General features: G+C 70.8%; 23 protein-coding genes. 18 read left to right on the forward strand and 5 right to left on the reverse strand.

All coding sequences use genetic code 11. From position 1 onward, the window contains the following. Nucleotides 1-74 precede the first annotated feature (74 nt). The 3 genes from argH to sigJ all read left to right on the forward strand — a co-directional run bounded on the left by argH (nucleotide 75) and on the right by sigJ (nucleotide 3,567). Entirely contained in the window at nucleotides 75-1,502 is a 1,428-nt protein-coding gene (gene argH, locus ACGFU7_RS13815; RefSeq protein ID WP_393695382.1) for an argininosuccinate lyase, read from the forward strand. A gap of 112 nt (nucleotides 1,503-1,614) precedes the next feature. Beyond that, nucleotides 1,615-2,586, forward strand: coding sequence for an aldo/keto reductase (locus ACGFU7_RS13820; RefSeq protein ID WP_393695384.1), 972 nt, complete (start codon nucleotides 1,615-1,617; stop codon nucleotides 2,584-2,586). An 81-nt stretch (nucleotides 2,587-2,667) separates the two neighbouring features. Then, nucleotides 2,668-3,567 carry an RNA polymerase sigma factor SigJ gene (gene sigJ / locus ACGFU7_RS13825; protein ID WP_393695386.1) on the forward strand — a complete coding sequence of 300 codons (900 nt, stop codon included), beginning with the start codon at nucleotides 2,668-2,670 and terminating at the stop codon, nucleotides 3,565-3,567. A 51-nt stretch (nucleotides 3,568-3,618) separates the two neighbouring features. Here the strand turns inward: sigJ and ACGFU7_RS13830 are convergent, their stop codons facing one another. Then, complete coding sequence (locus ACGFU7_RS13830) at nucleotides 3,619-4,143, reverse strand: hypothetical protein (RefSeq protein ID WP_393695388.1); 525 nt, start codon at nucleotides 4,141-4,143, stop codon at nucleotides 3,619-3,621. 82 nt (nucleotides 4,144-4,225) lie between these two features. On the opposite strand from ACGFU7_RS13830, the gene ACGFU7_RS13835 reads away from it, so the two are divergent. Together ACGFU7_RS13835 and ACGFU7_RS13840 are read left to right on the forward strand one after the other, a co-directional pair. Then, nucleotides 4,226-4,777 (forward strand): TetR/AcrR family transcriptional regulator, encoded by a 552-nt coding sequence (locus tag ACGFU7_RS13835; RefSeq protein ID WP_393695390.1) that lies wholly within the window; start codon nucleotides 4,226-4,228, stop codon nucleotides 4,775-4,777. Then, complete coding sequence (locus tag ACGFU7_RS13840) at nucleotides 4,774-6,318, forward strand: MFS transporter (protein WP_393695392.1); 1,545 nt, start codon at nucleotides 4,774-4,776, stop codon at nucleotides 6,316-6,318. The genes ACGFU7_RS13835 and ACGFU7_RS13840 overlap by 4 nt, the downstream gene beginning before the upstream one ends. Nucleotides 6,319-6,420: 102 nt before the next feature. Here the strand turns inward: ACGFU7_RS13840 and ACGFU7_RS13845 are convergent, their stop codons facing one another. Further along, a complete protein-coding gene (locus ACGFU7_RS13845) occupies nucleotides 6,421-7,092 on the reverse strand; it encodes a 1-acyl-sn-glycerol-3-phosphate acyltransferase (RefSeq protein WP_266363024.1) in 672 nt (223 codons plus the stop codon). 233 nt (nucleotides 7,093-7,325) lie between these two features. On the opposite strand from ACGFU7_RS13845, the gene ACGFU7_RS13850 reads away from it, so the two are divergent. From ACGFU7_RS13850 to ACGFU7_RS13860, 3 genes are all read left to right on the forward strand, one after another. Next, nucleotides 7,326-8,504, forward strand: coding sequence for a glycerophosphodiester phosphodiesterase (locus tag ACGFU7_RS13850; protein ID WP_393695394.1), 1,179 nt, complete (start codon nucleotides 7,326-7,328; stop codon nucleotides 8,502-8,504). 93 nt (nucleotides 8,505-8,597) lie between these two features. Further along, the gene (locus ACGFU7_RS13855) at nucleotides 8,598-9,164 is read left to right on the forward strand and encodes a sigma-70 family RNA polymerase sigma factor (RefSeq protein ID WP_393695396.1); all 567 of its coding nucleotides are present in this window, start codon (nucleotides 8,598-8,600) and stop codon (nucleotides 9,162-9,164) included. A 36-nt stretch (nucleotides 9,165-9,200) separates the two neighbouring features. Beyond that, a complete protein-coding gene (locus ACGFU7_RS13860) occupies nucleotides 9,201-9,704 on the forward strand; it encodes a GNAT family N-acetyltransferase (RefSeq protein ID WP_393695398.1) in 504 nt (167 codons plus the stop codon). Nucleotides 9,705-9,806: 102 nt separating this feature from the next. On the opposite strand, the gene ACGFU7_RS13865 is transcribed toward ACGFU7_RS13860, so the two are convergent. Together ACGFU7_RS13865 and ACGFU7_RS13870 are read right to left on the reverse strand one after the other, a co-directional pair. After that, nucleotides 9,807-10,244 (reverse strand): hypothetical protein, encoded by a 438-nt coding sequence (locus ACGFU7_RS13865; RefSeq protein ID WP_393695399.1) that lies wholly within the window; start codon nucleotides 10,242-10,244, stop codon nucleotides 9,807-9,809. A 2-nt stretch (nucleotides 10,245-10,246) separates the two neighbouring features. Then, nucleotides 10,247-10,606, reverse strand: a complete 360-nt coding sequence (locus ACGFU7_RS13870) for a hypothetical protein (protein ID WP_072484474.1) — start codon at nucleotides 10,604-10,606, stop codon at nucleotides 10,247-10,249. Nucleotides 10,607-10,698: 92 nt separating this feature from the next. Between ACGFU7_RS13870 and ACGFU7_RS13875 the strand changes: the two genes are divergently transcribed. The 9 genes from ACGFU7_RS13875 to ACGFU7_RS13915 all read left to right on the forward strand — a co-directional run bounded on the left by ACGFU7_RS13875 (nucleotide 10,699) and on the right by ACGFU7_RS13915 (nucleotide 22,599). After that, nucleotides 10,699-11,346, forward strand: a complete 648-nt coding sequence (locus ACGFU7_RS13875; RefSeq protein ID WP_393695400.1) for an HAD-IA family hydrolase — start codon at nucleotides 10,699-10,701, stop codon at nucleotides 11,344-11,346. A 395-nt stretch (nucleotides 11,347-11,741) separates the two neighbouring features. Next, a complete protein-coding gene (locus ACGFU7_RS13880; protein ID WP_393695402.1) occupies nucleotides 11,742-12,803 on the forward strand; it encodes a methionine ABC transporter ATP-binding protein in 1,062 nt (353 codons plus the stop codon). Then, entirely contained in the window at nucleotides 12,800-13,471 is a 672-nt protein-coding gene (locus ACGFU7_RS13885) for a methionine ABC transporter permease (RefSeq protein ID WP_393695404.1), read from the forward strand. The genes ACGFU7_RS13880 and ACGFU7_RS13885 overlap by 4 nt, the downstream gene beginning before the upstream one ends. A 75-nt stretch (nucleotides 13,472-13,546) precedes the next feature. Further along, entirely contained in the window at nucleotides 13,547-14,413 is an 867-nt protein-coding gene (locus ACGFU7_RS13890) for a MetQ/NlpA family ABC transporter substrate-binding protein (protein WP_393695406.1), read from the forward strand. Nucleotides 14,414-14,514: 101 nt separating this feature from the next. Then, nucleotides 14,515-15,201: a GNAT family N-acetyltransferase gene (locus tag ACGFU7_RS13895; protein ID WP_393695408.1), complete on the forward strand. Its 687-nt coding sequence runs from the start codon at nucleotides 14,515-14,517 to the stop codon at nucleotides 15,199-15,201. A gap of 107 nt (nucleotides 15,202-15,308) precedes the next feature. Continuing rightward, nucleotides 15,309-16,547, forward strand: coding sequence for a precorrin-6y C5,15-methyltransferase (decarboxylating) subunit CbiE (gene cbiE / locus ACGFU7_RS13900; RefSeq protein WP_393695410.1), 1,239 nt, complete (start codon nucleotides 15,309-15,311; stop codon nucleotides 16,545-16,547). A gap of 333 nt (nucleotides 16,548-16,880) precedes the next feature. Next, nucleotides 16,881-20,153: a nicotinate-nucleotide--dimethylbenzimidazole phosphoribosyltransferase gene (gene cobT, locus ACGFU7_RS13905; protein ID WP_393695412.1), complete on the forward strand. Its 3,273-nt coding sequence runs from the start codon at nucleotides 16,881-16,883 to the stop codon at nucleotides 20,151-20,153. 265 nt (nucleotides 20,154-20,418) lie between these two features. Beyond that, nucleotides 20,419-21,681, forward strand: coding sequence for a uroporphyrinogen-III C-methyltransferase (cobA, locus tag ACGFU7_RS13910; protein WP_393695414.1), 1,263 nt, complete (start codon nucleotides 20,419-20,421; stop codon nucleotides 21,679-21,681). A 99-nt stretch (nucleotides 21,682-21,780) separates the two neighbouring features. Continuing rightward, a complete protein-coding gene (locus ACGFU7_RS13915) occupies nucleotides 21,781-22,599 on the forward strand; it encodes a TrmH family RNA methyltransferase (RefSeq protein ID WP_393695416.1) in 819 nt (272 codons plus the stop codon). A gap of 4 nt (nucleotides 22,600-22,603) precedes the next feature. On the opposite strand, the gene ACGFU7_RS13920 is transcribed toward ACGFU7_RS13915, so the two are convergent. Then, nucleotides 22,604-23,938, reverse strand: coding sequence for a protein kinase (locus tag ACGFU7_RS13920; protein WP_393695418.1), 1,335 nt, complete (start codon nucleotides 23,936-23,938; stop codon nucleotides 22,604-22,606). Nucleotides 23,939-24,545: 607 nt separating this feature from the next. On the opposite strand from ACGFU7_RS13920, the gene ACGFU7_RS13925 reads away from it, so the two are divergent. Beyond that, nucleotides 24,546-24,755, forward strand: coding sequence for a hypothetical protein (locus ACGFU7_RS13925; protein WP_393695420.1), 210 nt, complete (start codon nucleotides 24,546-24,548; stop codon nucleotides 24,753-24,755). Nucleotides 24,756-24,910: the final 155 nt, after the last annotated feature.

Consider the following 24,910-nt stretch of genomic DNA (forward strand, 5'->3'; position numbering starts at 1 on the left):
GAGCCCCCGATTCGGGAAGGGGCGGGGTGGGGAAAGAAACCCCGCCCCGCCCAACCGCACACCTAGGAGCAACCGTGAGCAGCAACACCGGCGATGTCCGCCTCTGGGGCGGCCGGTTCGCCGACGGCCCCGCCGAGGCCCTGGCAAATCTCTCCGCCTCGGTCCATTTCGACTGGCGTCTGGCCCCGTACGACATCGCGGGCTCCCGCGCCCACGCGCGCGCGCTGCACAAGGCGGGACTGCTCACCGAGGACGAGCTGACCCGCATGCTCGCGGGCCTGGACCAGCTCGAACAGGACGTGGCGTCGGGCGACCTCGTCGGCACCATCGCCGACGAGGACGTGCACTCCGCGCTGGAGCGCGGCCTGCTGGCGCGCCTCGGCCCGGACCTCGGCGGCAAGCTGCGGGCCGGCCGGTCCCGCAACGACCAGATCGCCACGCTCTTCCGGATGTACCTGCGCGACCACGCCCGCACCATCGGCGGTCTGATCGCCGAGCTGCAGGGCGCCCTGGTCGGCCTCGCCGAGGCGCACCCGGACGTCGCGATGCCCGGTCGTACGCATCTGCAGCACGCCCAGCCGGTGCTCTTCGCCCACCACGTCCTGGCCCATGTGCAGTCTCTCTCCCGGGACGCCGAGCGGCTGCGCCAGTGGGACGAGCGGACCGCCGTCTCCCCGTACGGCTCCGGCGCACTGGCCGGGTCGTCCCTCGGGCTCGACCCGGAGGCGGTCGCCGCCGATCTGGGCTTCGAGCACGGGTCCGTCGGCAACTCGATCGACGGCACGGCCTCCCGCGACTTCGCCGCCGAGTTCGCGTTCATCACCGCGATGATCGGCGTCAACCTCTCCCGGATCGCCGAGGAGGTCATCATCTGGAACACGAAGGAGTTCTCCTTCGTCACCCTGCACGACGCCTTCTCCACCGGCTCCTCGATCATGCCGCAGAAGAAGAACCCGGACATCGCCGAGCTGGCCCGAGGCAAGTCCGGGCGTCTGATCGGCAATCTGACGGGCCTGATGGCCACGCTGAAGGCCCTCCCGCTCGCGTACAACCGCGACCTCCAGGAGGACAAGGAGCCGGTCTTCGACTCCTGCGACCAGCTCGAAGTCCTCCTGCCCGCCTTCACCGGAATGATGGCCACGCTCACCGTCAACCGCGAGCGCATGGAGGAGCTGGCCCCGGCCGGGTTCTCGCTGGCCACCGACATCGCCGAGTGGCTGGTCAAGCAGGGCGTGCCGTTCCGCGTCGCGCACGAGGTCGCGGGCGAGTGCGTCAAGGAGTGCGAGCAGCAGGGCATCGAACTCGACGAGCTGACCGACGAGCAGTTCGCGAAGATCTCCGAGCACCTCACCCCCGAGGTCCGCACGGTCCTCAATGTGGCCGGTGCGCTCGCGTCCCGCAGTGGCCGTGGCGGTACGGCCCCGTCGGCCGTGGCCGTCCAGCTCGCCGAGGTCAAGGCCGACCTCGCCGTCCAGCAGGCGTGGGCCACCGCGAAGAACTGACGGCGGCAAGGGCGACTTCGAGGCGGGGAGCGGTCGTACGCTCCCCGCCTTCCGGTTTCCCCGAGCTGAGTTACGTTGACGGGGAGCGCACCCGATCGACGAGGAGGCCACGATGCCTTTCGCCCGGCTGGCCACAGCGACGACTCCGACCGCCCACATCGGGCTCGGCCTGGCAGCGGTCGGCAGGCCCGGCTACATCAATCTCCACCGCGACCGCGATCTGCCCGGTGACCGCAGCGTCGAGGCGCTGCGCGAGCGCACCCACGAGCTGCTGGACGCCGCCTACGCACAGGGCGTCCGCTACTTCGACGCTGCCCGCTCCTACGGCCGTTCCGAGGAGTTCCTGGCCGAGTGGCTGACGGCACGCCCGGACGTGCGCGATGTCGTCATCGGCAGCAAGTGGGGTTACACCTACACCGCCGACTGGAGCGTCGAAGCCGAGGCGCACGAGGTCAAGGACCACAGCCTCGCCACGTTCGAACGCCAGCGCGCCGAGACCGACGCGCTGCTCGGCGACCGGCTCGACCTCTACCAGATCCACTCGGTCACGGCCGACAGCCCTGCCCTCACCGACAAGGAGCTGCATGCACGGCTCGCCGCACTCGCCTCGGAGGGAGTCAGCGTCGGCATCTCCACCAGCGGACCCGCCCAGGCCGACGCCATCCGGGCCGCCCTGGCCGTCACGGTCGACGGCGAGCCGCTCTTCCGTACGGTCCAGGCCACCTACAACGCCCTGGAGACCTCGGCCGGAGCGGCGCTCGCCGAGGCCCATGAGGCCGGGCTCACCGTGATCGTCAAGGAAGCCATGGCCAACGGCCGGCTCGCCGGATCGGAAGCCCCCGCCGTGGTCCAGGAGATCGCCGCCGAGGCCGGTCTGGGCAGCGACGCGGTCGCCCTGGCGCTGGCACTGCACCAGCCGTGGGCCGGTGTGGTGCTCTCCGGCGCGGCGACCGTCGCCCAGCTCGCCGGAAACCTGCACGCGGCCGTCGTCGACCTCGACGAGGAGCGGCGCGCCCGGCTCGACGCGCTCGTGGAGGAGCCGGAGGCATACTGGCGGCACCGCGCCGGGCTGCCGTGGAGCTGACCGGTCCGTCGGATACACCTGTCACATCGCTCACGTTCGATCCGTCATCGCGTTGACGGAACGCTACGGAGGAATGTGACTGTGGACGGAAACGAGTTCCTGGCAGAACGCTTCGAGGAGAACCGGACTCAGCTGAAGGCTGTGGCCTACCGGATGCTCGGCTCGACGAGCGAGGCGGAGGACGCCGTCCAGGAAGCCTGGATCCGGCTCAGCCGTTCCGACGGCCGGGCGATCGAGAACCTGGGCGGCTGGCTGACCACGGTCGTCGGGCGGGTGTGCCTGGACATGCTCCGCTCACGCCGCTCCCGCCGCGAGGAGCCCCTCGACACAGGGGCACCCGAGGCACAGGCCCCCGAACCGGTGCTCGGCGCCCAGCCGGATGCCGACCCCGAGCAGCAGGTGCTGATGGCCGACTCGGTCGGTCTCGCGATGCTCGTCGTCCTCGAAACGCTCGACCCCGCCGAGCGGCTCGCGTTCGTACTGCACGACATGTTCGCCGTGCCCTTCGACGAGATCGCCCGCATCGTGGACCGCACCCCGGCCGCGGCCCGGCAGCTCGCCAGCCGGGCCCGTCGCCGGGTGCAGGGAGTGGACCCGGATCCGGACCCCGATCTCACCCGTAAGCGCGAGGTCGTCGACGCCTTCCTGGCCGCCGCCCGCGGCGGTGACTTCGAGGCGCTGGTCGCCGTGCTCGACCCGGACGTGGTGGTGCGGTCCGACATCGGCGCCGGTGGTGAGGGTGCGCCGTCCCTGGTGCGGGGTGCCGCGGCCGTGGCCCGTCAGGCGATGATGTTCGCGCCGTTCGCCCAGTCGTCGCAGCCGGCACTGGTCGACGGGGACCTGGCCGTCATCTCGACGCGCGAGGGCCGGCGGTTCTCGGTCATGATCTTCACGATCGCGCGGGGGAGGGTCGTCGAGATGTACGTGATCAACGACCCGGGCCGCCTCCCCGGCCTCGATCTGACCGTCCTCAGCGACTGACCCGGGGCGGGCGGCAGCGATTGACCCGGGGCGGTCGCCCGCACGGCGGGCTCAGTGTCCGCCGCTCCCGCGGCCGTCCGCCCACGCTGCCAGCTCCTCGAAATCGGCCGGCAGCAGTCCGATCCGCGGGTCGATCCACAGCAGCAGCGTCTCGGCCGCCCCCTGCTCAAGGAGCCACTCCCGGTCCTGTTCGGCGATCTCGTCGTCGACCCAGGCGAACGGCCGGCCGGCCGCGTACTCCACGATGTACTGCGTCTTCCAGTACGTGCCGTCCGGCGCGCTGCCGTGCATGGACGGCCAGTCGATGTACGGCAGCGGGGGCAGCCCGAGATGCGGCCCGATCCATTCGTTGGCCTCGTCCTTCCAGGTCGTCGCCCAGACCAGTTCGTAACGGCCTGCGAGGGCCAGCAGCGCCTGCCCGTGTTCCGGGTTGAGCAGGACGGGCAGCGGCGGCCCGTAGTCCCACCCCGTCGGCCGCATCAGATGCATCGCATAGCCGTCCGGGACCCGGCGGCGCATCAGTGCCGCGTACGGATTGAGCGGACCGTCGATGTCGATCAGCAGCAGCGGCTTCATGCCGACATCGTCCTCTCTCTTCCACGGGGGGCGGCGGCCTATTGATGAGACATTCTTGTCTCATGTGGTTTATTGTCGTCTCATGACTCTCGACCGTGAGCAGGTGCTGCGCAGTGCCGCCGCCCTGCTGACCCGTAAATCGACCGCCACCATGGACGAGGTCGCCAAAGCCGCAGGCATCGGACGCGCCACCCTGCACCGGCACTTCGCCGGACGGGACGCTCTGGTCAAGGCGCTGGAGAACCTGGGGATCCAGGAGTTCGAAGCGGCCCTGGACGCCGCCGCACTCGACGAGGGGAGCTGTGAGGAGGCGCTGCGCCGATTCGTCGCGGCCGTCGAGCCGAGCGCCGGACTGCTCTCCTTCCTCGTCACCGAGAACCAGCTCTTCGAGGGCGATGAGGTGAACGAAGGCTGGGACCGGCTCGACGTCCAGGTCTCCGCCTTCTTCCGGCGCGGCCAGGAACGCGGCGAGTTCCGGATCGACCTCACCCCCGCCTGGCTGACCGAGGCCCTCTACGGGCTCGTTTCGACCGGTGCCTGGGCCGTCCAGGTGGGCCGGGTCGCCGGGCAGGACTTCCAGTACATGATCGTCGAGTTGCTGCTCGGCGGCGCACGCCGGAGCGTGGAGCAATGAGCAGTCTCGAACAGCACGCGGAAACCTCTCAAGAGCTGCGCCGTCCGGGGCGGTGGGTCGCCCTGGCCGTCCTCGTCCTCGCCGTGCTGCTCGTGGCCGTGGACGCCACAGTCCTCGGCCTCGCCACCCCCTTCCTCACAGAGGACCTCAAGCCGTCCGGCACCCAGCTGCTCTGGATCGGCGACGTCTACTCCTTCGTCATCGCCGGGCTCCTCGTCTCCATGGGCAGCCTCGGTGACCGCATCGGCCGCAAGAAGCTGCTCCTGACCGGTGCCGTCGCCTTCGGCGCGGTCTCCGTGCTCAACGCGTACGCGAGCACGCCCGAGATGATGATCCTGGCGCGGGCGCTGCTCGGTGTCGCCGGTGCCACTCTCATGCCGTCCACGCTCGCCCTGATCCGCAACCTCTTCCATGATCCGCGCGAGCGCAGCCTCGCGATCGGTATCTGGGGAGCCATGGCCTCCGCGGGCGCGGCTGTCGGCCCCGTCGTCGGCGGGTTTCTCCTGGAGCACTTCTGGTGGGGCTCGGTCTTCCTGATCAACCTGCCGGTCATGGCCGTCCTCGTGGTCGTCGGCATCAAAATGATCCCCGAGTCGAAGAATCCGGCACCGGGCCCCTGGGACCTGGTCAGCGTGGCGCTCTCCTTCATCGGCATGATCGGAGTCGTATACGCCGTCAAGGAGCTGGCCGCGCACGGCGTGAGCTGGGGGGTGGCCCTCGCGGGCATCGGCGGCCTGGCCGCGCTCTGCTGGTTCGTACGCAGACAACTCACGCTCCCCGCACCCCTGCTGGACATGCGGCTCTTCCACCACCGGGGCTTCTCGGGTGCGGTCCTCGCCGACCTGTTGACCATCCTCGGCCTGTCCGGGCTCGTCTTCTTCCTCTCCCAGTTCCTGCAACTGGTTCAGGAACGCGGGCCGCTGGAGGCCGGGCTCGCCGAACTGCCCGCCGCCGTAGGCGCGGTCACCGCGGGTCTGATCGCCGGCATGGCAGCCCGGCGCCACTCGGTACGGTCGGTGGTGTCCGGCGGTCTCGGAGCGATCGGCCTGGCGCTCGCCGCGGTCACCCTGATCCACAAGGAGACCGCCTATCCGCTGATCGGCGCGGTGCTGCTGGTCGTCGGCGTCGGTGCGGGCTTCGCCTTCACCGTCACCTCCGATGTGATCCTCTCCAGCGTCCCGAAGGAACAGGCGGGCTCCGCGGGCGCGGTATCCGAGACGGCGTACGAACTCGGCGCGGCCCTCGGCATCGCCCTGCTCGGCTCCATCGTCACCGGCGTCTACCAGGACTTCGCCACCCCGAAGGGAGTCCCGTCCGCCACCGCCGCCGCGGCCCATGAATCACTGGGCGGCGCAGTCGAAGCGGCCCACGGCCTTCCGGCGCAGCAGGCGAGCGCGCTGGTCTCCGCCGCACAGGAGTCCTTCGTCGACGGGCTGCGGCTCGCCGCGGGTATCGGCGCTGCGGTCCTGCTGGCGACGGCCGTCGCGGCCTGGTTCCTGTTGCGCGGCCAGAAGCTGGAGGACGGCATCGTTCATCAGTAGCCGCCCGTGCCTTGGGCCGTACGAGTGGTGACGACATACGGAAGGGCCCGTACCACCAACCGGGGTACGGGCCCTTCCGTATGTCCTGCGCCGCGCGTCAGCTCACGCGGCCTTGGCCTTCGTCGCATACATGTCGACGTACTCCTGACCGGACAGCCGCATCACCTCGGCCATCACGGAGTCGGTCACCGCCCGCAGCACATAGCGGTCGCGGTCCATGCCCTCGTAGCGGGAGAACTCCATCGGCGCACCGAAACGGACCGTCACCTTGCCGGGGCGGGGCAGACCGGCACCACCGGGCTGCAGCTTGTCCGTACCGATCATCGCGAACGGCACCACCGGCGCGCCCGTCATCAGCGTCAGCCGGGCGATGCCCGTACGGCCCCGGTAGAGGCGGCCGTCGGGGGAGCGGGTGCCCTCCGGGTAGATGGCGAACGCCTTGCCCTCCTCCAGCACCCGACGGCCCGTCATCAGCGCCGCGACACCGCCGCGGCCGCCGTCCCGGTCCACCGGGATCATGCCGCAGCCCGTGAAGAACCAGGCCATCGCCCGGCCCTTGAGCCCCTTGCCGGTCACGTACTCGTCCTTGCCGATGTAGGAAACCTGCCGGTCGCAGCAGATCGGCATGATCATCGAGTCGATGAACGTCAGATGGTTGCCCGCGAGGATCACCGGACCGTCCCCGGGAATGTTCTCCACACCCTCCACCTGAGGGCGGAACATCAGACGCAAGATCGGTCCGAGCACTGCCTTGATGAGTGCGTGTCGGGACAACGGTTCCTCCGGTGTAGTGGCCGGCCGGCCGAGGCGCGGGATCGTGACGTTCCATGCAGGTGAGGACGATACTCGCGGGTACTCGCTCATCGCACATCGGGTTCATCGAGCGGATACGCAGTGTTGACGTGAGTTTCCGCCATGTTCGTCCAGGCGCTGCTCCTGCGACGGTACGACTCCCTACGCTCGGGCCTCGCCCGACAGGTGCCAGACATCACACGCGAGGAGCATTCATGACAGAGCGCGCGCAGGCAGGTCCCGGCCGCAGAACCCTGCTGGGAGCGGGGGCCGCCGTACTGGGCACGGCCGCCATCGGACTGGCCGGCGGCCCGGCCGACGCCTCCGGGAACGCCTCCGAACGGTCCGGCGGACACGGCGGCGGACACGGCTTCCGCCTCGACCTGCCGGTGCCCACCGTCATCGGACACCGCGGCACCAGCGGCTACCGGCCCGAGCACACCCTCGGCTCCTACCAGCTGGCCCTCGACATGGGCGCGCACATCATCGAGCAGGACCTGGTGCCGACCAAGGACGGCCATCTCGTCTGCCGTCACGAGAACGACATCACCGCCACCACCGATGTCTCCGCCCACCCCGAGTTCGCGAGCCGCAAGACCACGAAGAAGGTCGACGGGGTCTCCCTCACCGGCTGGTTCACCGAGGACTTCACCCTCGCCGAACTGAAGACGTTGCGGGCCAAGGAGCGCATCCCCGGCAACCGCCAGAAGAACACGCTCTACGACGGCCGCTGGGAGATCCCCACCTTCGAGGAGGTGCTGCGCTGGGCCGACCGCGAGGGACGCAGGCGCGGAAAGCCGGTCTGGCTGTACGTCGAGACCAAGCACCCCACCTACTTCCGCGGCCTCGGCCTCGGACTCGAAGAGCCCCTCGCCAAGCTGCTGCGCCGCTACAACCGCCACCGCAAGCAGTCGCCGCTCATCCTCCAGTCCTTCGAGCCCGGCAGCATCCAGCGGCTGGCCGAACTCGTCGCCACCCCGCGCGTCGTCCTGCTCTCCGGCGCGGGCGAGCGGCCCTGGGATTTCGTGACGTCCGGCGATCCGCGTACCGTCGCCGACCTGGTGAAGCCCGAGGGCCTGAAGTGGATGGTGTCCTTCGCCCAGGGCATCGGACCCACCCTGGACCTCATCATTCCCAAGGACGCCTCGGGCCGGCTCACCACGCCGACCACCCTGGTGAAGGACGCGCACGCCCAGGGCCTGGTCCTGCACCCGTACACCATGCGCAACGAGAACACCTTCCTGCCCGCCGACTTCCGGCGCGGCACGGACCCCAACGCCTACGGTGACGCATTCGGCGCGTTCCAGGCGTACTTCGCGACGGGTATCGACGGGATCTTCTCCGACAACCCGGACACCGCTCTCCTTGCTGCGGCGGATTTCGCCGCGAAGTGACACCGGCGTCAGCACCCGGCCGGGCATGCCCTGGTCGGGTGGTGCTCGCCGGGCGAGGCAACCGGCCGTCGGCGCAGGTGCGTCGGCCGGGGCATGACGCTTCTCGATCCTGCCCCCGCGGGCGCCGCCGTCGCCCCCGCGGCCTTCGTCCATGCCCTGTACCCGCTGGTGAGCGCCGAGGCCACGGCCGAGGCGGCCGCCTCGGCAACGGGCGCGGCGATCGAACCCGCCGATCTCGAACAGGCCGTCTGGCTGCGGCTGCTGGAGCGGCTCGCGCAGGACGGGCCGCCGGTGGACACGGCGCGCTGGGTGCGGGACGCCGTACGGGCGGAGGCCCGCCGGGCCCGCCGTACCGCCCGGCATGAACGCCCCTACCGTGACGAGACCTCCGCGGATCCGGCCGGCTGCCCGGAGCGGATCGCTGTCGGCGCCGACGAACGCCGGGCGTTGCACGCCGCGGTGGACCGGCTGCCCGGCCGGTGCGCCCGGCTGCTGGCGGCGATGCTCGCGCCCGGTGATCCCACCTACCGGGAAATCGCAGGGAAGTTGGGTATGTCACAGGGGAGTTTGGGTCCGATCCGTTCCCGATGCCTTGGATGTCTGCGCAGAATGCTCGCGGCGGAGGTTGTCGCTCCTGAACTGCGGGGAAAGGAGCGTTAGACAACCGATGGATCAGGTGGGCGGAGGCATGCGCACATGGGCATGAGCGTGATCATCTCGGCGGCGACGGCACAGGACGCCGAACAGATCTTGAAACTTCAGTACCTCTGTTTCCAGAGCGAGGCGGAGCTGTGCGGGAACTACCGGATCGACCCGCTCGTCCAGACCCTCGATTCGGTGCGCGCGGAGATCGCCACGAATCTGGTGTTCGTGGCACGGCTGGGTGACGAAGTCGTCGGTTCGGTCCGTGGATCCACCGATCAGGACGGCACCGGGCAGATCGGGAGGCTCTGCGTCCACCCGCGGCTCCAGGGGCACGGGCTCGGCGCCCGGCTGCTGCGGGCCGCCGAGTCGGGACTCGTCGACGAGCGGTCGGCCACCCGCTTCCGGCTGCACACCGGGCATCGCAGCGAGAGCAATCTGCGGCTCTACCAGCGGGCGGGTTACGCCCCCGTGGGCAACGAGACCGGTCAGGACGGCGTCCGGATGATCCTGCTGGAAAAGGACGCGACCGCACCCGCTTACGTGGCCAGCGCGTAGATCAGGCCCGTCCGGCGAATGAGGACACGGCGCGGCCGCAGGCCGCGCAATCAACGGTCGGTCGTCCGTGACCGGCCCCACCGGAGACCCGCAGGACGGGAGTTACGCGCTCTTCGCGCGGCGCAGCCACATCATCCCGGTGATCGGCAGGATCACCGGGATGAACAGATAGCCCATGCCGAAGTCGGACCAGACGGTGGCGTCCGCGAACGCCGAGGGCTCCACCATCGTCCAGGTCCCCACGACCAGCACACCCAGGAGCTCGGCGGCGCAGCACGCCAGCGCCGTCCTGCGCGCCTTCTCGCCGCCGCGCACCAGCGAGTACGTGATGAATCCGTACACGACAGCGGCGACGGCCGACAGCGCGTAGGCGAGCGGCGCCCTGTCGAAGTCCAGGATGATCTGGACGATCGAGCGTGAGGCCGCCGCGACGGTGAACACCCCGTAGAACCAGACCAGTACCCGGCCGGGTCCGGTGCCGAGGTCGAAGGGCTGCTTCTCGCCGGTGGCCGCTGCGGGGGTGCGATCGGTGTCGGTCACGGTCAGTTTCCCCAGATGTCGTAGAGCCGTACTTCGAGGACGGCCAGCACGACCGCGCCCGCCGCCACCGTCACCGAACCCCATCGGGTCCGCTCGGTGAGCGAGAGGAAACCGGCCGCGGGCACGGCGAGGAAGGCCCCGATCAGATACGCGATGAAGATCGTCATGCCCTGCTCGGGCCGTTCGCCCCGGGACAACTGCACGATGCCCACCACCAGCTGGGCCAGCGCCAGCAGCGAGACCACGGCCATCCCGATGAAATGCCAGTCCTTGGTCGGCTGGTCCCGGTATGCGGCGAATCCGCACCAGGCGGCGAGGGCGAGCGCGGTCACGGCGACCGCGACCGTCAGGGCGTCAAGCATGAGGTGAGGGTATTACGGAGCAAAAGGCCCCCTGCGCGCGCCCCCGTACCCGGCGGACTCCGCCCGAGGGCAAGGCCCTGGTGTCGACGGACATGAAGATCCATGCCGAAGCCCTGCTGTTCGACAACGACGGAACACTGCTCTCCTCGATCGAGTCGGTGTACCGCTGCTGGACCCGGTGGGCCCAGGAGTACGGGATCACGGCGGAGGACTTCCAGGACGTCGAACTGCGCGGCAGGACGGCCGGCGAGATCATCGCCGAGCTGCTGCCCGCCGACCGGGTCGACGGAGCCCTGGCCCGGACAGAACAGCTGGAGGTCGAGGACGCACCCGGCGGAGTCGTGATCCTGCCCGGCACCAAGGAGCTGCTCGGTGCGCTGCCCGCGCACCGCTGGGCCGTCGTCACCTCCGCCACCCGGCCGCTCGGCGAGGCCCGGCTGCGCGAGGTGGAGATCGACTTCCCCGTGATGATCGCCACCGAGGACATCACCCGGGGCAGGCCCGACCCCGGGCCCTACCTCCTGGCCGCCGAGCGCCTCGGCGTCGACCCGGCCCGCTGTGTGGTCTTCGAGGACGCCCCCGCCGGGCTGCGGGCCGGACGGGCAGCAGGCATGAAGACCGTGGCCTTGGCCACAACGCACGACCGTTCCGAGCTGGACGCGGATGTCGTGATCGATGACCTCTCCACCGTATCGGTGCAGGTCACAGCCCGGGGAGTGGAAATCACGACGGCCGGCTGAACCGGCTCGCACCGCCATCCACGCCTGTCCGCTATTCGGACAGGCGGCTCGGGCGGAACGTTACGTCTGTTTTACTTGGCCCATGACCACGACGAGCAACCGCATCCTTGCGACCGAGGCGATCACGACGCCCGGTGCTCGTTGTATGTGTCGAATGCGCGCCTTCTGAGGGCCCCAGCCTGAGCCTCGCGCCCCGAAGCGAGACCGAGCCCGAGCCGTCCGCACCCGGCGGAACGAGCCTGCCCGAGCACCGCTGCCCCGGCCATCCGCCGCACCCAGCTGTGCCGAGACCCCCGCTTGGAACGTCCGATCGAAACGTCCAAACAGTCTCATCAGACGAATGCCCCGTGCCCGGCGGACACCGCGCCGCGCACTCGACAGTGACGGAAACCCCTGTGATCACCACTTCGGGCCTCACGAAGGTCTACCAGTCGCGCGGCCGCGAGGTCACCGCCCTGGACGGCGTCGACCTGCACGTCCGCGAGGGCGAGGTGTACGGCGTCATCGGACAGAGCGGCGCCGGAAAATCCTCCCTGATCCGCTGCATCAACCTCCTGGAACGTCCCACCTCCGGCACCGTGACCGTGGCCGGCCAGGACCTCACCGCCCTCGCGGGCCGGGGCCGCCGGGCCGGCAAGGAGCTGCGCGAGGCGCGCAGCCGTATCGGCATGGTCTTCCAGCACTTCAACCTGCTGGCGTCGCGCAACGTCCAGGACAACGTCGAACTCCCGCTGGAGATCCTCGGCGTCTCCGGCAGGGACCGCTCCCGCAAGGCCCTCGAACTCCTCGACCTGGTCGGCCTCGCCGACAAGGCCAAGGCATACCCGGGCCAGCTCTCCGGCGGTCAGAAGCAGCGCGTCGGCATCGCCCGCGCGCTCGCCGGCGACCCCGAGGTGCTGCTCTCCGACGAGGCGACCTCCGCCCTCGACCCCGAGACCACCCGCTCCATCCTCCAGCTGCTGCGCGACCTCAACCAGCAGCTCGGCCTGACCGTCCTGCTCATCACGCACGAGATGGACGTCGTCAAGACGATCTGCGACTCCGCCGCGCTGATGCAGAAGGGGCGCATCGTCGAGTCGGGCACCGTCGGCGAACTGCTCGCCACCCCCGGCTCCGAACTGGCCCACGAGCTGTTCCCCGTCGGCGGTACGGCCTCCGGCCCCGACCGCACGGTCGTCGACGTCACCTTCCACGGCGAGGCCGCCACCCAGCCGGTGATCTCCCAGCTCTCCCGTACGTACAACATCGACATCTCGATCCTGGGCGCCGCGATGGACACCGTCGGCGGCAACCAGATCGGCCGGATGCGCATCGAGCTGCCCGGCCGCTTCGAGGAGAACGTCGTCCCGATCGGCTTCCTGCGCGAGCAGGGCCTCCAGGCCGAGGTCGTGGAACACGACGCCGCCTCCATTCCCGTACAGACCCCCGCCCCGCTCACCAAGGAGGTGGCGAAGTGACCTGGTCCGAAATGCAGCCGCTGCTCACCCAGGGAACCATCGACACCCTTTACATGGTGCTCTGGTCCGCGGTCGTCACCGTTCTCGTGGGGCTGCCGCTCGGCGTCCTGCTGGTCCTCACCGACAAGGGCGGACTGCTCCAGAACACCCCGGTGAACAAGGTCATCGGCGTGATCGTGAACATCGGCCGCTCGCTGCCGTTCATCATCCTGCTGATCGCCCTGATCCCCTTCACCACCTGGGTCGTCGGCACCTTCATCGGCCCGACCGCGATGATCGTGCCGCTCGCCGTCGGCGCCATCCCGTTCTTCGCCCGGCTCGTCGAGACGGCCGTCCGCGAGGTCGACCACGGGCTCGTCGAGGCCGTCCAGTCGATGGGCGGATCCATCCCGACGATCGTCCGCAAGGTGTTGCTGCCGCAGGCACTGCCTTCGCTCATCTCCGGCGTCACCACCACCGTCATCGTGCTCATCGGCTACTCCGCGATGGCCGGCGCGGTCGGCGGCGAAGGGCTCGGCTCCAAGGCCGTCACCTACGGATTCCAGCGCTTCGACAACCAGTTCATGCTCATCACCGTCGCGCTGCTGATCGTCATCGTGACCGTGATCCAGCTGATCGGTGACGGAGCCGTACGCCTGCTGGCCCGCCGGGGCCGCACCACCTCCTGAGACTTCTCTTCCGCTCACAAGCCCGAACTCCTTGTCCGGGCGCACCACCCTCACCATCAGAAAGAGGCACTTTTCGTGCGTAAGAACATCAAGATCACTGCAGCTGCCGCCGCCACCGCCGCCCTCGCTTTCGGCCTCACCGCCTGCGGCACGTCGTCCGACCCGGCCTCCAAGAGCGAGACCGGCGCCAAGGCCGACACCTCCAAGGCGCTCGTCGTCGCCGCGTCCCCGACGCCGCACGCCGACATCCTGAACTTCGTCAAGAAGAACCTGGCGGCCAAGGCGGGCCTCAAGCTGGAGGTCAAGGAGTTCACGGACTACGTCCTGCCGAACACCGCCACCGAGACCGGCCAGGTCGACGCCAACTTCTTCCAGCACGTGCCGTACCTCGACGACTTCAACAAGAAGAACAACACCCACCTCGTCTCCGTCGGCACCGTCCACCTGGAGCCTCTCGGCCTCTACTCCAAGAAGGTCAAGGCCCTCGGCGACATCAAGTCCGGCCAGACCATCGCGGTGCCCAACGACACCACGAACGAGGGCCGCGCCCTCCAGCTGCTCGCCGAGAACGGTCTGATCACCCTCAAGCCCGGCGTCGGCACCTCCGCCAAGCTGAGCGACATCACCGACAAGAAGGGCCTGGAGTTCAAGGAGCTTGAGGCCGCAACCGTGCCCCGCGCCCTGAACGATGTCGACGCCGCCGTCATCAACGGCAACTACGCCATCGAGGCCAAGCTCAAGCCCTCCAAGGACGCCCTGGTGCTGGAGAAGGCCGAAGGCAACCCGTACGCCAACATCATCGCCGTGAAGAAGGGCAACGAGCAGGACCCCCGCGTCCAGAAGCTCCTGAAGCTCCTCCACTCCGACGAGGTCAAGAAGTTCATCGAGGACACCTACCAGGGCTCGGTCGTCCCGGCCTTCGGTACCGCCGCCAAGTCCTGACACCCGCACGGCACTTGTCCGACGAGCCCCGCGCACCCCATCAGGGGGCGCGGGGCTCCGTCGTACGGACCCGCCCATGCACAACGCCGGCCCGATGCTGCATGCTGTGCCTTTACACGGTCTTCGGCATGGAGCTGCGCATGACTTCCACCTTTCCGGACATCTCCATCAGCACGGATCGGTTGGTGCTGCGCCCCTTCGACATGGCGGACGTCCCCGCGTACATCGAGATGATGAACGACGAACTCGTCACCGCCTGGACCGAGGCCCCGTACCCCTACACCCAGGTCGACGCCGAACGCTGGGTCCGCAGGATCGCTCCCGCACAGCGCACCACGGGCGACGGGATCGTCTTCGCCGTCACCGAATTCCTCACCCAGCGACTCGTCGGCTCGGTCCGCCTGCGCAACACCGACTGGCGCACCCTCGCCACCGAGGCCGCCTACATCACCGCTCCCTGGGCACGCGGCGAGGGATACGCCACCGAGTCCGTACTGGCACTGGCGCAGTGGCTCTTCCGCGACCAGGGCTTCGAGCGCATCGAACTGCGCACCGCCGCCGACAACACCGCCTCCCAGCAGGTCGCCCAGAAGCTCGGCTGCATCAGCGAGGGCGTCCTGCGCAACGCCCGCATAGCGCGCACCCGGACCGAGAACGGCACGGACGGCGGCTGGACCGACATCAGGACCGACCTGATCGTCTGGGGCCTGCTCCCCGAGGACCTCGAAGGCGTGGCCGAGCAGCTCGCCGACGCGGGCGGCTACGGCGCCTACAACGACTGGAACTGACCCCGGGAAGGGGTCCTGGCACCCTGCTGGTACGGACCGGGTACTCTCACCCTGCCCGCCCCTCACGGGCATTCCTACCTGCGACAACTCCAGGAGACTGACGACAGATGGCCGATCGGGTCACCGTGATCGGCTGGGACGGCTCGCCACTGACCGGAGCGGCCACGGCCGCCCTCTCGGCCGCCACGCTCGTCGCCGGAGCCGCCCACCACCTCGCACTCCCCGAAGTCCCGGCGAACGCCGAACGGATCCGCCTGGGCTCCATCGACCTGGCCGCCCGCCGGATCGCCGGACACCGCGGCAGCGCCGTGGTCCTCGCCGACGGAGACCCCGGCTTCTTCGGAGTCGTACGCAATCTCCGCGCACCCGAGCACGGCCTCGAAGTCGAAGTGGTGCCCGCAGTCTCCTCCGTCGCCACCGCGTTCGCCCGGGCCGGAATGCCGTGGGAGGACGCCCAGATCGTCGTCGCCCACCCCCGCACCCTGCGCCGCGCCGTCAACGTCTGCCGCGCCCACCACAAGGTCGCCGTCCTCACCTCGCCCGGCGCCGGCCCCGCCGAACTCGCCCTGCTCCTCGAAGGCGTCCACCGCACCTTCGTCATCTGCGAGGAACTCGGCACCGCACGCGAGCAGGTCAGCGTCGTCACCTCCGAAAAGGCCGCCGACCACGTCTGGCGCGACCCCAACGTGGTGATCGTCATCGGCGGCGGCCCCGAACCGCAGGCCACCGGCGCCTGGATCGCCGGCCGCCACCCCGCCTACCCCCGTGGCGTACGCGGCTGGGCACTGCCCGCTCAGGCCTACCCGGGCGGCGCCACGGACGCCGGGGGCGAGAGCGGCGAGGGCGAGTCCCCGGGGCTGCGCGCCGCTCAACTGGCCCGCCTGGGTCCCCGTACCGGAGACCTTCTGTGGGACATCGGCTCCGGCAGCGGGGCCCTGGCGGTGGAGGCCGCCCGATTCGGGGCGGCGGTCCTGGCGGTCGACAGCGACCCGGCGGCCTGCGCCCGCACCGCGGCGGCCGCCCGGTCCTTCGGAGTCCAGCTCCAGGTCGTCGAGGGCCGGGCACCCCATGTGCTGGAACGGCTGCCGGAGCCCGATGTCGTACGGATCGGAGGCGGGGGAGTCCCCGTCGTCACCGCCGTCGCCGAGCGTCGGCCGGAGCGCATCGTGACCCATGCGTCGACGCGCGACGAGGCCGAGGCACTCGGCGCGGCACTCACCGGGAACGGGTACACCGTCCGGTGTTCGCTCCTCCAGTCCGTCGAACTCGACACGGCCGCATGGTCGGAGCGCGAACGCTCGGTCGTGTTCCTCCTCTCGGCGCTGCGTTCGGACCTCGCCCCCTGACCCGGTCGGCGTACAGCGCGAGGTAGGCTGGCCGATCGTTGCACCGCGGCTGGACGTTCGTCGCTTCGTTCGTCAATGTCCGGAAAAGGGGACCGTTTTGGCCCCCGTTGTGGTACGGCAGAACCGGGGAATGCGCAACGTGGCGCAGTCCACAGCGGGCCGTGGCGAAATGACCTGCAGCGGCGGCGAACGGCCGCGAGAATGCAGTACGTCCGCGACCGTTTCGTGCCGCGCGGCGCGCCCGCTCGTTCTTGTTGACGAGCGCCGGCGTGCCGTGGTCGGGCGTCCCGGGCGAAGGGCCGAAGGAGCACTGACGATGGGCGAGGGGTACGCATGAGTGACACCGGCCAGATCCCGGGTGAGGGACTGCCGGAGAACGCAGGCATGGTGGAGCAGCCGGGCATCGCCGCCCCGGATGCCTACACCTTCCTCGCTCCCTCCGAGCATGTGTCCGAGGACGACGATCTCCTGCTGATGCCGAGCCCCCAGGGCGCCTGGGGCGACCCACAGGCGGTACCGGCCCCCGGTCAGTACCCCGAGGGTGTCGCCGCGCACGCACTGCTGCCCGAACAGGGCGCCTACCAGGCCCAGCCCTCGGCCCACGCGGCCTACCCCCAGCCGGTCGGTGAGGCTCCCGCGCAGCCCCAGGGGCCCGTGCAGGTACAGGTGCAGGAGCCCGTCCTGGCGCAGGAACCCGCCCAGGTCCAGGTCGCGGACGCGTACGCCTACGCCGCACAGCAGCCGGTGGCCGAAACCCTCCCCGGGACCGGCCAGGGGACACACGAGTCCGGTGGCCGCGACTCCGGTTCGGTGGACCTCAGAGGCGTACGCATCCCGTCGCCCACCCCGGCTCCCGCTTTGGCAGCGCAGCCCCAGACCCCGGTGCGCCGGCCGCTGCATCGAGGCCCGGTCGTGGCGGACGGCGGACCGTCCTACGGCGGAACGCCGACCGGCGGTGTGGTCCGCTCGCTCGCCGACCGCGGACCCGCGGGCGCGCCCCAGGCGCAGGCCCAGCCCCAGGCCGCCGCACGGCACGCCGGACCGCCGACCACCGGGCCCGAGTACTTCGAGATGCCGGCCGACGAGGCGTCCGCACTGCCGGGTCCGCAGCTCGGTGAGATCCTGCCGCAGGGCGGGAGCCCGTGGGCGGCCGAGGCGCCGCAGCCGGTCGTTCCCCCGGTGGCGGCAGAAACGGTCGTGCCGGAGCCGGTCGCCGAGCCGGCACAGCCGGTGCAGGTCGCTCCGGTTGCGGTGCCGGAGGCCGTGAGCGCTCCCGAGACCCCCGCCGAGGTCCGGGTGGAGGTTTCTGCAGAGACAGGCGCAGAAGCAGAGGCTGTGGCTGAGGTCCCTGCCGAAGTCGCTGTCGTCGCATCGGAAGACGGGGCGGAAGCCGCTCCCGCGGGCCAGTTCGTGCCCGTGGAGGGTTCGGTGCCGACGACCCCGCACCTGGCCCCGACGCCCGTTGTGGAGCAGGCCGTGGAAGCCGAGCCCGAACCCGAACCCCAGCGCGTGGCGTTCGCGATGGAGCCGGTCCAGCCCGCTCAGCCCGAGGCCGCCGAGGTCGCGGAAGTCGTCGAGACCGTTGAGTCCGTCGAGAACGCCGCGCCCGCCGAAGCCCCTGAGCCGTTCCCCGCGCCCGTTGCCGTCCCCGAGGCCGAGGTTCTGACGGTGGCTGAGCCGGAGCCCGAACCGGGCCCGGAGGTCATCGAGACCCCGGACGTCACGGCCCCCACGGACAGTGCAGAGGCCACGGAGACCGCGCACGTGGAGTCCGTACAGCCCGAGGTCCAGCCCGAGCCCCAGCTCCTGCCCGACGCCGAGGAAGCGGAAGGTCCCGAGGCGTCCGAGCCCGACGAGACCGAGGCTCCCGCCTCCGCGCCCGCCCCCGGCTACGACGACGCGGAGCGCGAGGCAGTACTGCGGGTCATGCGCGAGCGCCGCGACATCCGCAACGGCTTCCGCAGCGACCCGATTCCGCACGAGGTGCTGCTCCGCGTCCTCGAAGCCGCGCACACGGCGCCCAGCGTCGGCCACTCGCAGCCCTGGGACTTCGTCGTCATCCGCTCGGCGGAGACCCGTCGTTCCATGCACGAACTGGCACAGCGCCAACGCGAGGCCTACGCCAAGTCGCTTCCCAAGGGCAGGGCCAAGCAGTTCAAGGAACTGAAGATCGAGGCCATCCTCGACACCCCGGTCAACATCGTCGTCACCGCCGACCCCACCCGCGGCGGCCGCCACACCCTCGGCCGGCACACCCAGCCGCAGATGGCCCCGTACTCCTCGGCGCTCGCCGTCGAGAACCTGTGGCTCGCCGCCCGCGCCGAAGGCCTCGGCGTCGGCTGGGTCAGCTTCTTCGACGAGCGCGAGATGGTGCGGGCCCTGGGCCTGCCCGAGCACCTCGAAGTCGTCGCGTACCTCTGTGTCGGTTACGTCGACGAGTTCCCCGAGGAGCCCGAGCTGATGCAGGCGGGCTGGTCCAAGCGCCGCCCGCTGTCCTGGGTCGTCCACGAGGAGACGTACGGCCGCCGCGCCCTGCCCGGCGAGGAACCGCACGACCTGCTGCAGGAGACCATCTCCAGCATCCGCCCGCTGGACGCCAAGGCACTCGGCGAGGCGTGGGAGCGCCAGAAGCGGATGACCAAGCCCGCCGGTGCGCTCGGCATGCTGGAGATCATCTCCGCGCAGCTGTCGGGACTCTCCCGGATGTGCCCGCCGCCGATCCCGGAGCCCGCGGCCGTCGCGATCTTCGCGGGCGACCACGGGGTGCACGCCCAGGGCGTCACCGCCTGGCCGCAGGAGGTCACCGGCCAGATGGTCGCCAACTTCCTCGGCGGCGGCGCGGTCTGCAACGCGTTCGCGGCCCAGGTCGGCGCCGAGGTGTGTGTGGTCGACGTCGGCGTGGCCATGGAGCTGCCCGCGACGCCCGGCCTCCTTCCCCGCAAGGTGCGCGCCGGAACGGCCGACTTCACGACCGGCCCCGCCCTCACCCGTGAAGAGGTCCTCGCGGCCATCGAGGTCGGCATCGAGACCGCCCGCGATCTGGTGGCAGCGGGCAACAAGGGCCTGCTCACCGGTGAGATGGGCATCGCCAACACCACCGCGTCCGCCGCGCTGATCTGCGTGTACACGGGCATGGACCCGGCGGAGGTGACCGGTCGCGGTACCGGCATCAACGACGAGATGCACGCCCGCAAGGTCGATGTGGTCCGTCGGGCCCTCGAACTCCACCAGCCGGACCCGGCCGACCCGATCGGTGTCCTGGCATCGGTCGGCGGCCTCGAACACGCGGCGATGGCCGGCTTCCTGCTGGGCGGTGCCTCGCTCCGTACGCCGGTCATCCTCGACGGCGTGAGCGCGGGCGCCGCGGCCCTGGTCGCCCGGGCGATCGCCCCCGAGGCCCTCGCCGCCTGCATCGCCGGCCACCGCAGCGCCGAGCCCGGCCACGTCGCCGCGCTCAACAAGCTGGGCCTGCGCCCGCTGGTCGACCTCGACCTCCGCCTCGGCGAAGGCACGGGTGCGCTGCTGGCACTGCCGATCGTGCAGAGTGCGGCGCGGGCGATGCATGAGGTGGCGACGTTCGACTCGGCAGGCGTCACGGAGAAGTAGCGGCTGCACCGGACCCCCAGCCCTCCGCCGGGCCTCCTTCCAGCCCCTCCGGCGTTCGAGGGCGGGGGTCCCGGCGGCGGAGCCCTCGGTTACGGGAAGGGACGGGTAGGGGAACAAGCCCGCCGCAGGCGCCCCTGCCCACCGCACCCCGCACGCTCCGCGCCCCACCCCGTATCGTGGATCCCGCCCCACAAACCCGCACGTCACAGCCGCTCCACCGCCGCAGCGGCCCGCACCCCGCACCGTACGAGGAGCCCGCACCGCCATGGCCGAGCACGCAGATCACACCGATCACCCTGCGTACCCCGTCGGACTGCGTCTCAGCGGCCGCCGAGTCGTCGTGGTCGGCGGCGGCCAGGTCGCCCAGCGCCGCCTCCCCGCGCTCATCGCGGCGGGCGCCGACATCGTCCTCGTATCGCCGGCCGCGACCCCGTCCGTCGAGGCGATGGCCGACGCCGGTGAGATCCGCTGGGAGCGCCGCCCGTACGCCGACGGGGACCTGGCCGACACCTGGTACGCCCTCATCGCGTCCGACGACACCGCGGCGAACGACGCCGCCTCCGCCGAGGCCGAGCGCACCCGCACCTGGTGCGTCCGCAGCGACAACGCCGACGCCGCCACCGCCTGGACCCCGGCCACCGGCCGCAGCGAGGGCGTGACCGTCGCCGTCCTCACCACCGACACCCACGGCCGCGACCCGCGCCACTCCGCCGCCGTCCGCGACGCGATCGTCGAGGGCCTGCGCGACGGCACCCTCGCCGCACCCCACCACCGCACCCGGACCCCCGGTGTCGCCCTGGTCGGCGGCGGTCCCGGCGACCCGGACCTGATCACGGTCCGCGGCCGCCGCCTCCTCGCCGAGGCCGACGTCGTCATCGCGGACCGCCTCGGCCCGCGCGACCTGCTCGACGAGCTCCCGCCGCATGTCGAGGTGATCGACGCCGCGAAGATCCCGTACGGCCGCTACATGGCCCAGGAGGCGATCAACCAGGCGCTCATCGAGCACGCCAAGGCGGGCAAGGCCGTCGTGCGGCTCAAGGGCGGCGACCCGTTCGTCTTCGGCCGTGGCATGGAGGAGGCCCAGGCGCTCGCTGCCGAAGGCATCGCCTGCACCGTCGTCCCCGGCATCTCCAGCTCGATCTCCGTGCCCGGCGCGGCCGGCATCCCCGTCACCCACCGCGGTGTGGCCCATGAGTTCACCGTCGTGAGCGGCCATGTCGCCCCCGACGACGAGCGCTCGCTGGTCGACTGGCCGGCCCTCGCCGAACTGCGCGGCACCCTCGTGCTCCTGATGGCCGTCGACAAGATCGGCGCCATCGCCCGTACCCTCATCGCCCACGGCAAGGCACCCGAGACCCCGGTCGCCCTGGTCCAGGAGGGCACCATGGCAGCCCAGCGGCGGGTTGACGCAACGCTCGCGACCGTCGCCGAACGGGCCGTCGCCGAAGACGTACGTCCCCCGGCCGTCATCGTCATCGGAGACGTCGTAGCGGTCGGCACGAGTGCCACACCGCTGCCCGCCGAATAGCCGGCACGAGCGCCGCCCGCACCCCGCCGAGTAACCAGCGGTAACGGAACTTCTCCCAAGCCGTTGGCACCACACACCGGACAAGGCAGTATCAAACCCGTGGCTGATCTCATCACCGTCGACGACCCCGACGACCCCCGCCTGCACGACTACACCGGACTGACCGATGTCGAACTCCGGCGCAGGCGAGAGCCCGCCGAGGGCCTCTTCATCGCCGAGGGCGAGAAGGTGATCAGACGCGCCAGGCACGCCGGGTACGAGATGCGGTCGATGCTGCTCTCGGCGAAGTGGGTCGATCTGATGCGCGACGTCATCGACGAGGTCCCGGCCCCGGTGTACGCGGTCACCCCCGAGCTCGCCGAACGTGTCACCGGCTACCACGTCCACCGCGGCGCCCTCGCCTCGATGCAGCGCAAACCGCTGCCGACCGCCGACGAACTGCTGGCGACGACCCGCCGGGTGGTCGTCATGGAGGCCGTCAACGACCACACCAACATCGGGGCGATCTTCCGCAGCGCCGCAGCCCTCGGCATGGACGCCGTACTGCTCTCCCCGGACTGTGCCGATCCGCTCTACCGGCGCTCCGTCAAGGTCTCCATGGGTGCGGTCTTCTCCGTCCCCTACGCCCGTCTGGACTCCTGGCCCAAGGCCCTGGAGACCGTACGGGAAGCGGGCTTCAAACTTCTCGCGCTGACCCCGGACGAAAAGGCCAGCAGCATCGACGAGGCGGCACCGCACCGGATGGACAAGGTGGCGCTGATGCTCGGCGCCGAGGGTGACGGACTGTCCACCCAGGCCCTGGTCGCCGCCGACGAATGGGTGCGCATCCCGATGGCGCACGGCGTGGACTCGCTGAACGTGGGAGCGGCCGCCGCAGTCGCGTTCTACGCCGTGGCATCGGGCCGCCCGCAGAACTGACCGCCTACTGAAGCTGCGAACTCCGGCCCTGGCCTTGATCCTGCGCCTGGCCCTGTGTCTGCTTCTGGATCCCGCTCGTGCCCAGCCCGCGGGCCGGACCCTGGCAGCCCTGCGCCGCCGCGATGCCCAGCGCCACCAGCAGCGTGACCACGACGAAGACGACGAGCCGCTGCCGCAGCAGCCGCGGATTGGCCGGACGCCGCCCCGTCGAAGTCTTACGGGCCCCGGGCCGCGTTCCCGGCCGGCCGTTCGTCCCGTTCGTGCCCTGCGGGCGCTTGCCGGACCGTGTTGTGTTGCGCGGCGGCTGATGCTGCTGAGGGCGCGAACCACCGGTACGGGGCGACCCCGCCCGCGACGACGTGGCCTGCCGGCCGCTCTGCGGTTGCTTCTGCTGACGGGGCGCCGGAGGAGCCGTACGCCGGGTCTGCTGCTCGGTGTACGGGCCGTCGATACGGCCGGTCGGCCGGTCCAGCTCCTGTGCCGAACGCTGAACGGGCGGACGGCTCTCGTGCAGACCCTGCGCCTCGCGCGCCGCGATCTCCTTGAGCCGCATGGAGAGTTGAAGCGTGCTCGGCCGCTCCTCGGGGTCCTTCGCCAGGCAGGCGCTCACCAGCGGCGCGAGCGCGTCGTGAACGTCGTACAACTGCGGTTCCTCGTGCACCACGCGGTACAGCATCACCTCTGAACTGCCGTGCCCGAAAGGCGAGTCGGCCATCGCCGCGTACGCCAGCGTGGCACCGAGCGAGAACACGTCCGTCGCGGGCGTCACCGCCGCGCCGCGCACCTGCTCGGGCGCCAGGAATCCCGGCGATCCCACCGCCGTACCGACATGCGTGAGCGTGCTCGCACCGGTTGCCCAGGCGATCCCGAAGTCGATGATCCGGGGGCCTTTGGGGGAGAGGAGGATGTTCGACGGCTTGAGGTCACGGTGCACGACACCGGCCTCGTGCACCGCCACCAGGCCCTCGGAGAGCGCCGCCCCGATCGAGGCCACCTCGGCCGCCGACAGCGGACCCTCCTCGGCCACCTTGTCGTGCAGCGAGGGCCCCGGTACGTACTGCGTGGCGAACCACGGGCGGTCCGCCTCCAGATCGGCGGCCACCAGGCGCGCCGTACAGCCGCCGCGGATCCGTCGCGCGGCGGACACCTCGCGCGCGAACCGCGAGCGGAACTCCTGGTCCTCGGCGAGATCCGGGCGGATCACCTTGAGCGCCACCCGCTGGCCGCGCCGGTCCGAGCCGAGATAGACGACCCCCATGCCGCCCGCCCCGAGCCGCCGGTGCAGCCTGAACGAGCCGACGACACGCGGGTCCTCGCGCCGGAGCCGCATCATCGCCATGTCTGCCCATCCCCGCTGCCTGGTACGCCTGACGAGGCACAGCTTACGTACCCGGCGCCCGGGGCGCTCAGAGGCCGCGCCCTCGCCCGCCCATCGATTGTCAGTGCGCGGCACGGTCCATGACGGGGAGTGGGGCCGCAGCCGGCCGGGCACCGGACGGTGCCGGGTCATCAAAGTGGTTGTGGCGACGAGGGGTTGGAGCAGTGAGGGCTGCGGACCCGACGAGTGGGGCGCACGGCACGGATCCCGCGGGGATGCGGCCGCGGCGACTTTGGTGACGTACCGACGGCCCACGGCCGGGAGCCGGGGCGCGGGCGAGTGAGTGATGTCACGGTCCTCGTCCGGCCCGCCGCCGCATCCGTCCGCCCACGTGATCCACAACATTCCGGGCAACCCTCCGGGATGACCCCGGGATCAGGCGCCCGATCTCCACCCAGGGGAGTACATCGACTACCCGGGGCTCATCCTCCGGGAGGCCCGGAACTCGGTACGCGGGCATGACGCCGTACGCCTTCCGCGTCCTTAATGTTGAAGTCAAGCGGCGGGCGCAGTACTCGTCCCCCGAGGTCACACGCCCGCCGCTCCACATCCAGTCAGGAGAGGAACCATGGCGGACACGGCAACGCGGACCATGATCCGCACGCGGGGACGCAGGGTCCATGCCTCGTTCGGCAGCCGCCCGTCGTCCGGTACGCGCCACCCGCTGGTGGCGACGGCGATGGTTCTTCCTCTGGCGGCCCTGCTCGTAGTCGTCTTCGGCGGCTGGGACGCAGTGGTCACACAGGCGTCGTCCGTGGGCGTGATGCTGGGGCGCTGAGCGGCGCCCCGGGTCCGGAAGAGCGGTCCGGACCGGGACATCCGGCCAACAACCCCGTGGGGACGGGGGTGCGGCGGACGGCAGCGTTTGTCCGGTCAGCTGGGGAGCTGACCGGACATCGCGCTGTCCGGGGCCTTTTCACGACGCGCGTACGC

Source organism: Streptomyces sp. NPDC048473, from assembly GCF_043200155.1.
Taxonomy (GTDB): Bacteria; Actinomycetota; Actinomycetes; order Streptomycetales; family Streptomycetaceae; genus Streptomyces.

Bases quoted from the DNA above. Each gene is read 5' to 3' on its own strand.
- ACGFU7_RS13820 (WP_393695384.1), top strand. From the start codon at position 1,615: ATGCCTTTCGCCCGGCTGGCCACAGCGACGACTCCGACCGCCCACATC.
- ACGFU7_RS13830 (WP_393695388.1), bottom strand. From the start codon at position 4,143: ATGAAGCCGCTGCTGCTGATCGACATCGACGGTCCGCTCAATCCGTAC.
- ACGFU7_RS13835 (WP_393695390.1), top strand. From the start codon at position 4,226: ATGACTCTCGACCGTGAGCAGGTGCTGCGCAGTGCCGCCGCCCTGCTG.
- ACGFU7_RS13840 (WP_393695392.1), top strand. From the start codon at position 4,774: ATGAGCAGTCTCGAACAGCACGCGGAAACCTCTCAAGAGCTGCGCCGT.
- ACGFU7_RS13850 (WP_393695394.1), top strand. From the start codon at position 7,326: ATGACAGAGCGCGCGCAGGCAGGTCCCGGCCGCAGAACCCTGCTGGGA.
- ACGFU7_RS13855 (WP_393695396.1), top strand. From the start codon at position 8,598: ATGACGCTTCTCGATCCTGCCCCCGCGGGCGCCGCCGTCGCCCCCGCG.
- ACGFU7_RS13860 (WP_393695398.1), top strand. From the start codon at position 9,201: ATGGGCATGAGCGTGATCATCTCGGCGGCGACGGCACAGGACGCCGAA.
- ACGFU7_RS13870 (WP_072484474.1), bottom strand. From the start codon at position 10,606: ATGCTTGACGCCCTGACGGTCGCGGTCGCCGTGACCGCGCTCGCCCTC.
- ACGFU7_RS13875 (WP_393695400.1), top strand. From the start codon at position 10,699: ATGAAGATCCATGCCGAAGCCCTGCTGTTCGACAACGACGGAACACTG.
- ACGFU7_RS13895 (WP_393695408.1), top strand. From the start codon at position 14,515: ATGCTGTGCCTTTACACGGTCTTCGGCATGGAGCTGCGCATGACTTCC.
- cbiE (WP_393695410.1), top strand. From the start codon at position 15,309: ATGGCCGATCGGGTCACCGTGATCGGCTGGGACGGCTCGCCACTGACC.
- cobT (WP_393695412.1), top strand. From the start codon at position 16,881: ATGAGTGACACCGGCCAGATCCCGGGTGAGGGACTGCCGGAGAACGCA.
- cobA (WP_393695414.1), top strand. From the start codon at position 20,419: ATGGCCGAGCACGCAGATCACACCGATCACCCTGCGTACCCCGTCGGA.
- ACGFU7_RS13920 (WP_393695418.1), bottom strand. From the start codon at position 23,938: ATGGCGATGATGCGGCTCCGGCGCGAGGACCCGCGTGTCGTCGGCTCG.
- ACGFU7_RS13925 (WP_393695420.1), top strand. From the start codon at position 24,546: ATGGCGGACACGGCAACGCGGACCATGATCCGCACGCGGGGACGCAGG.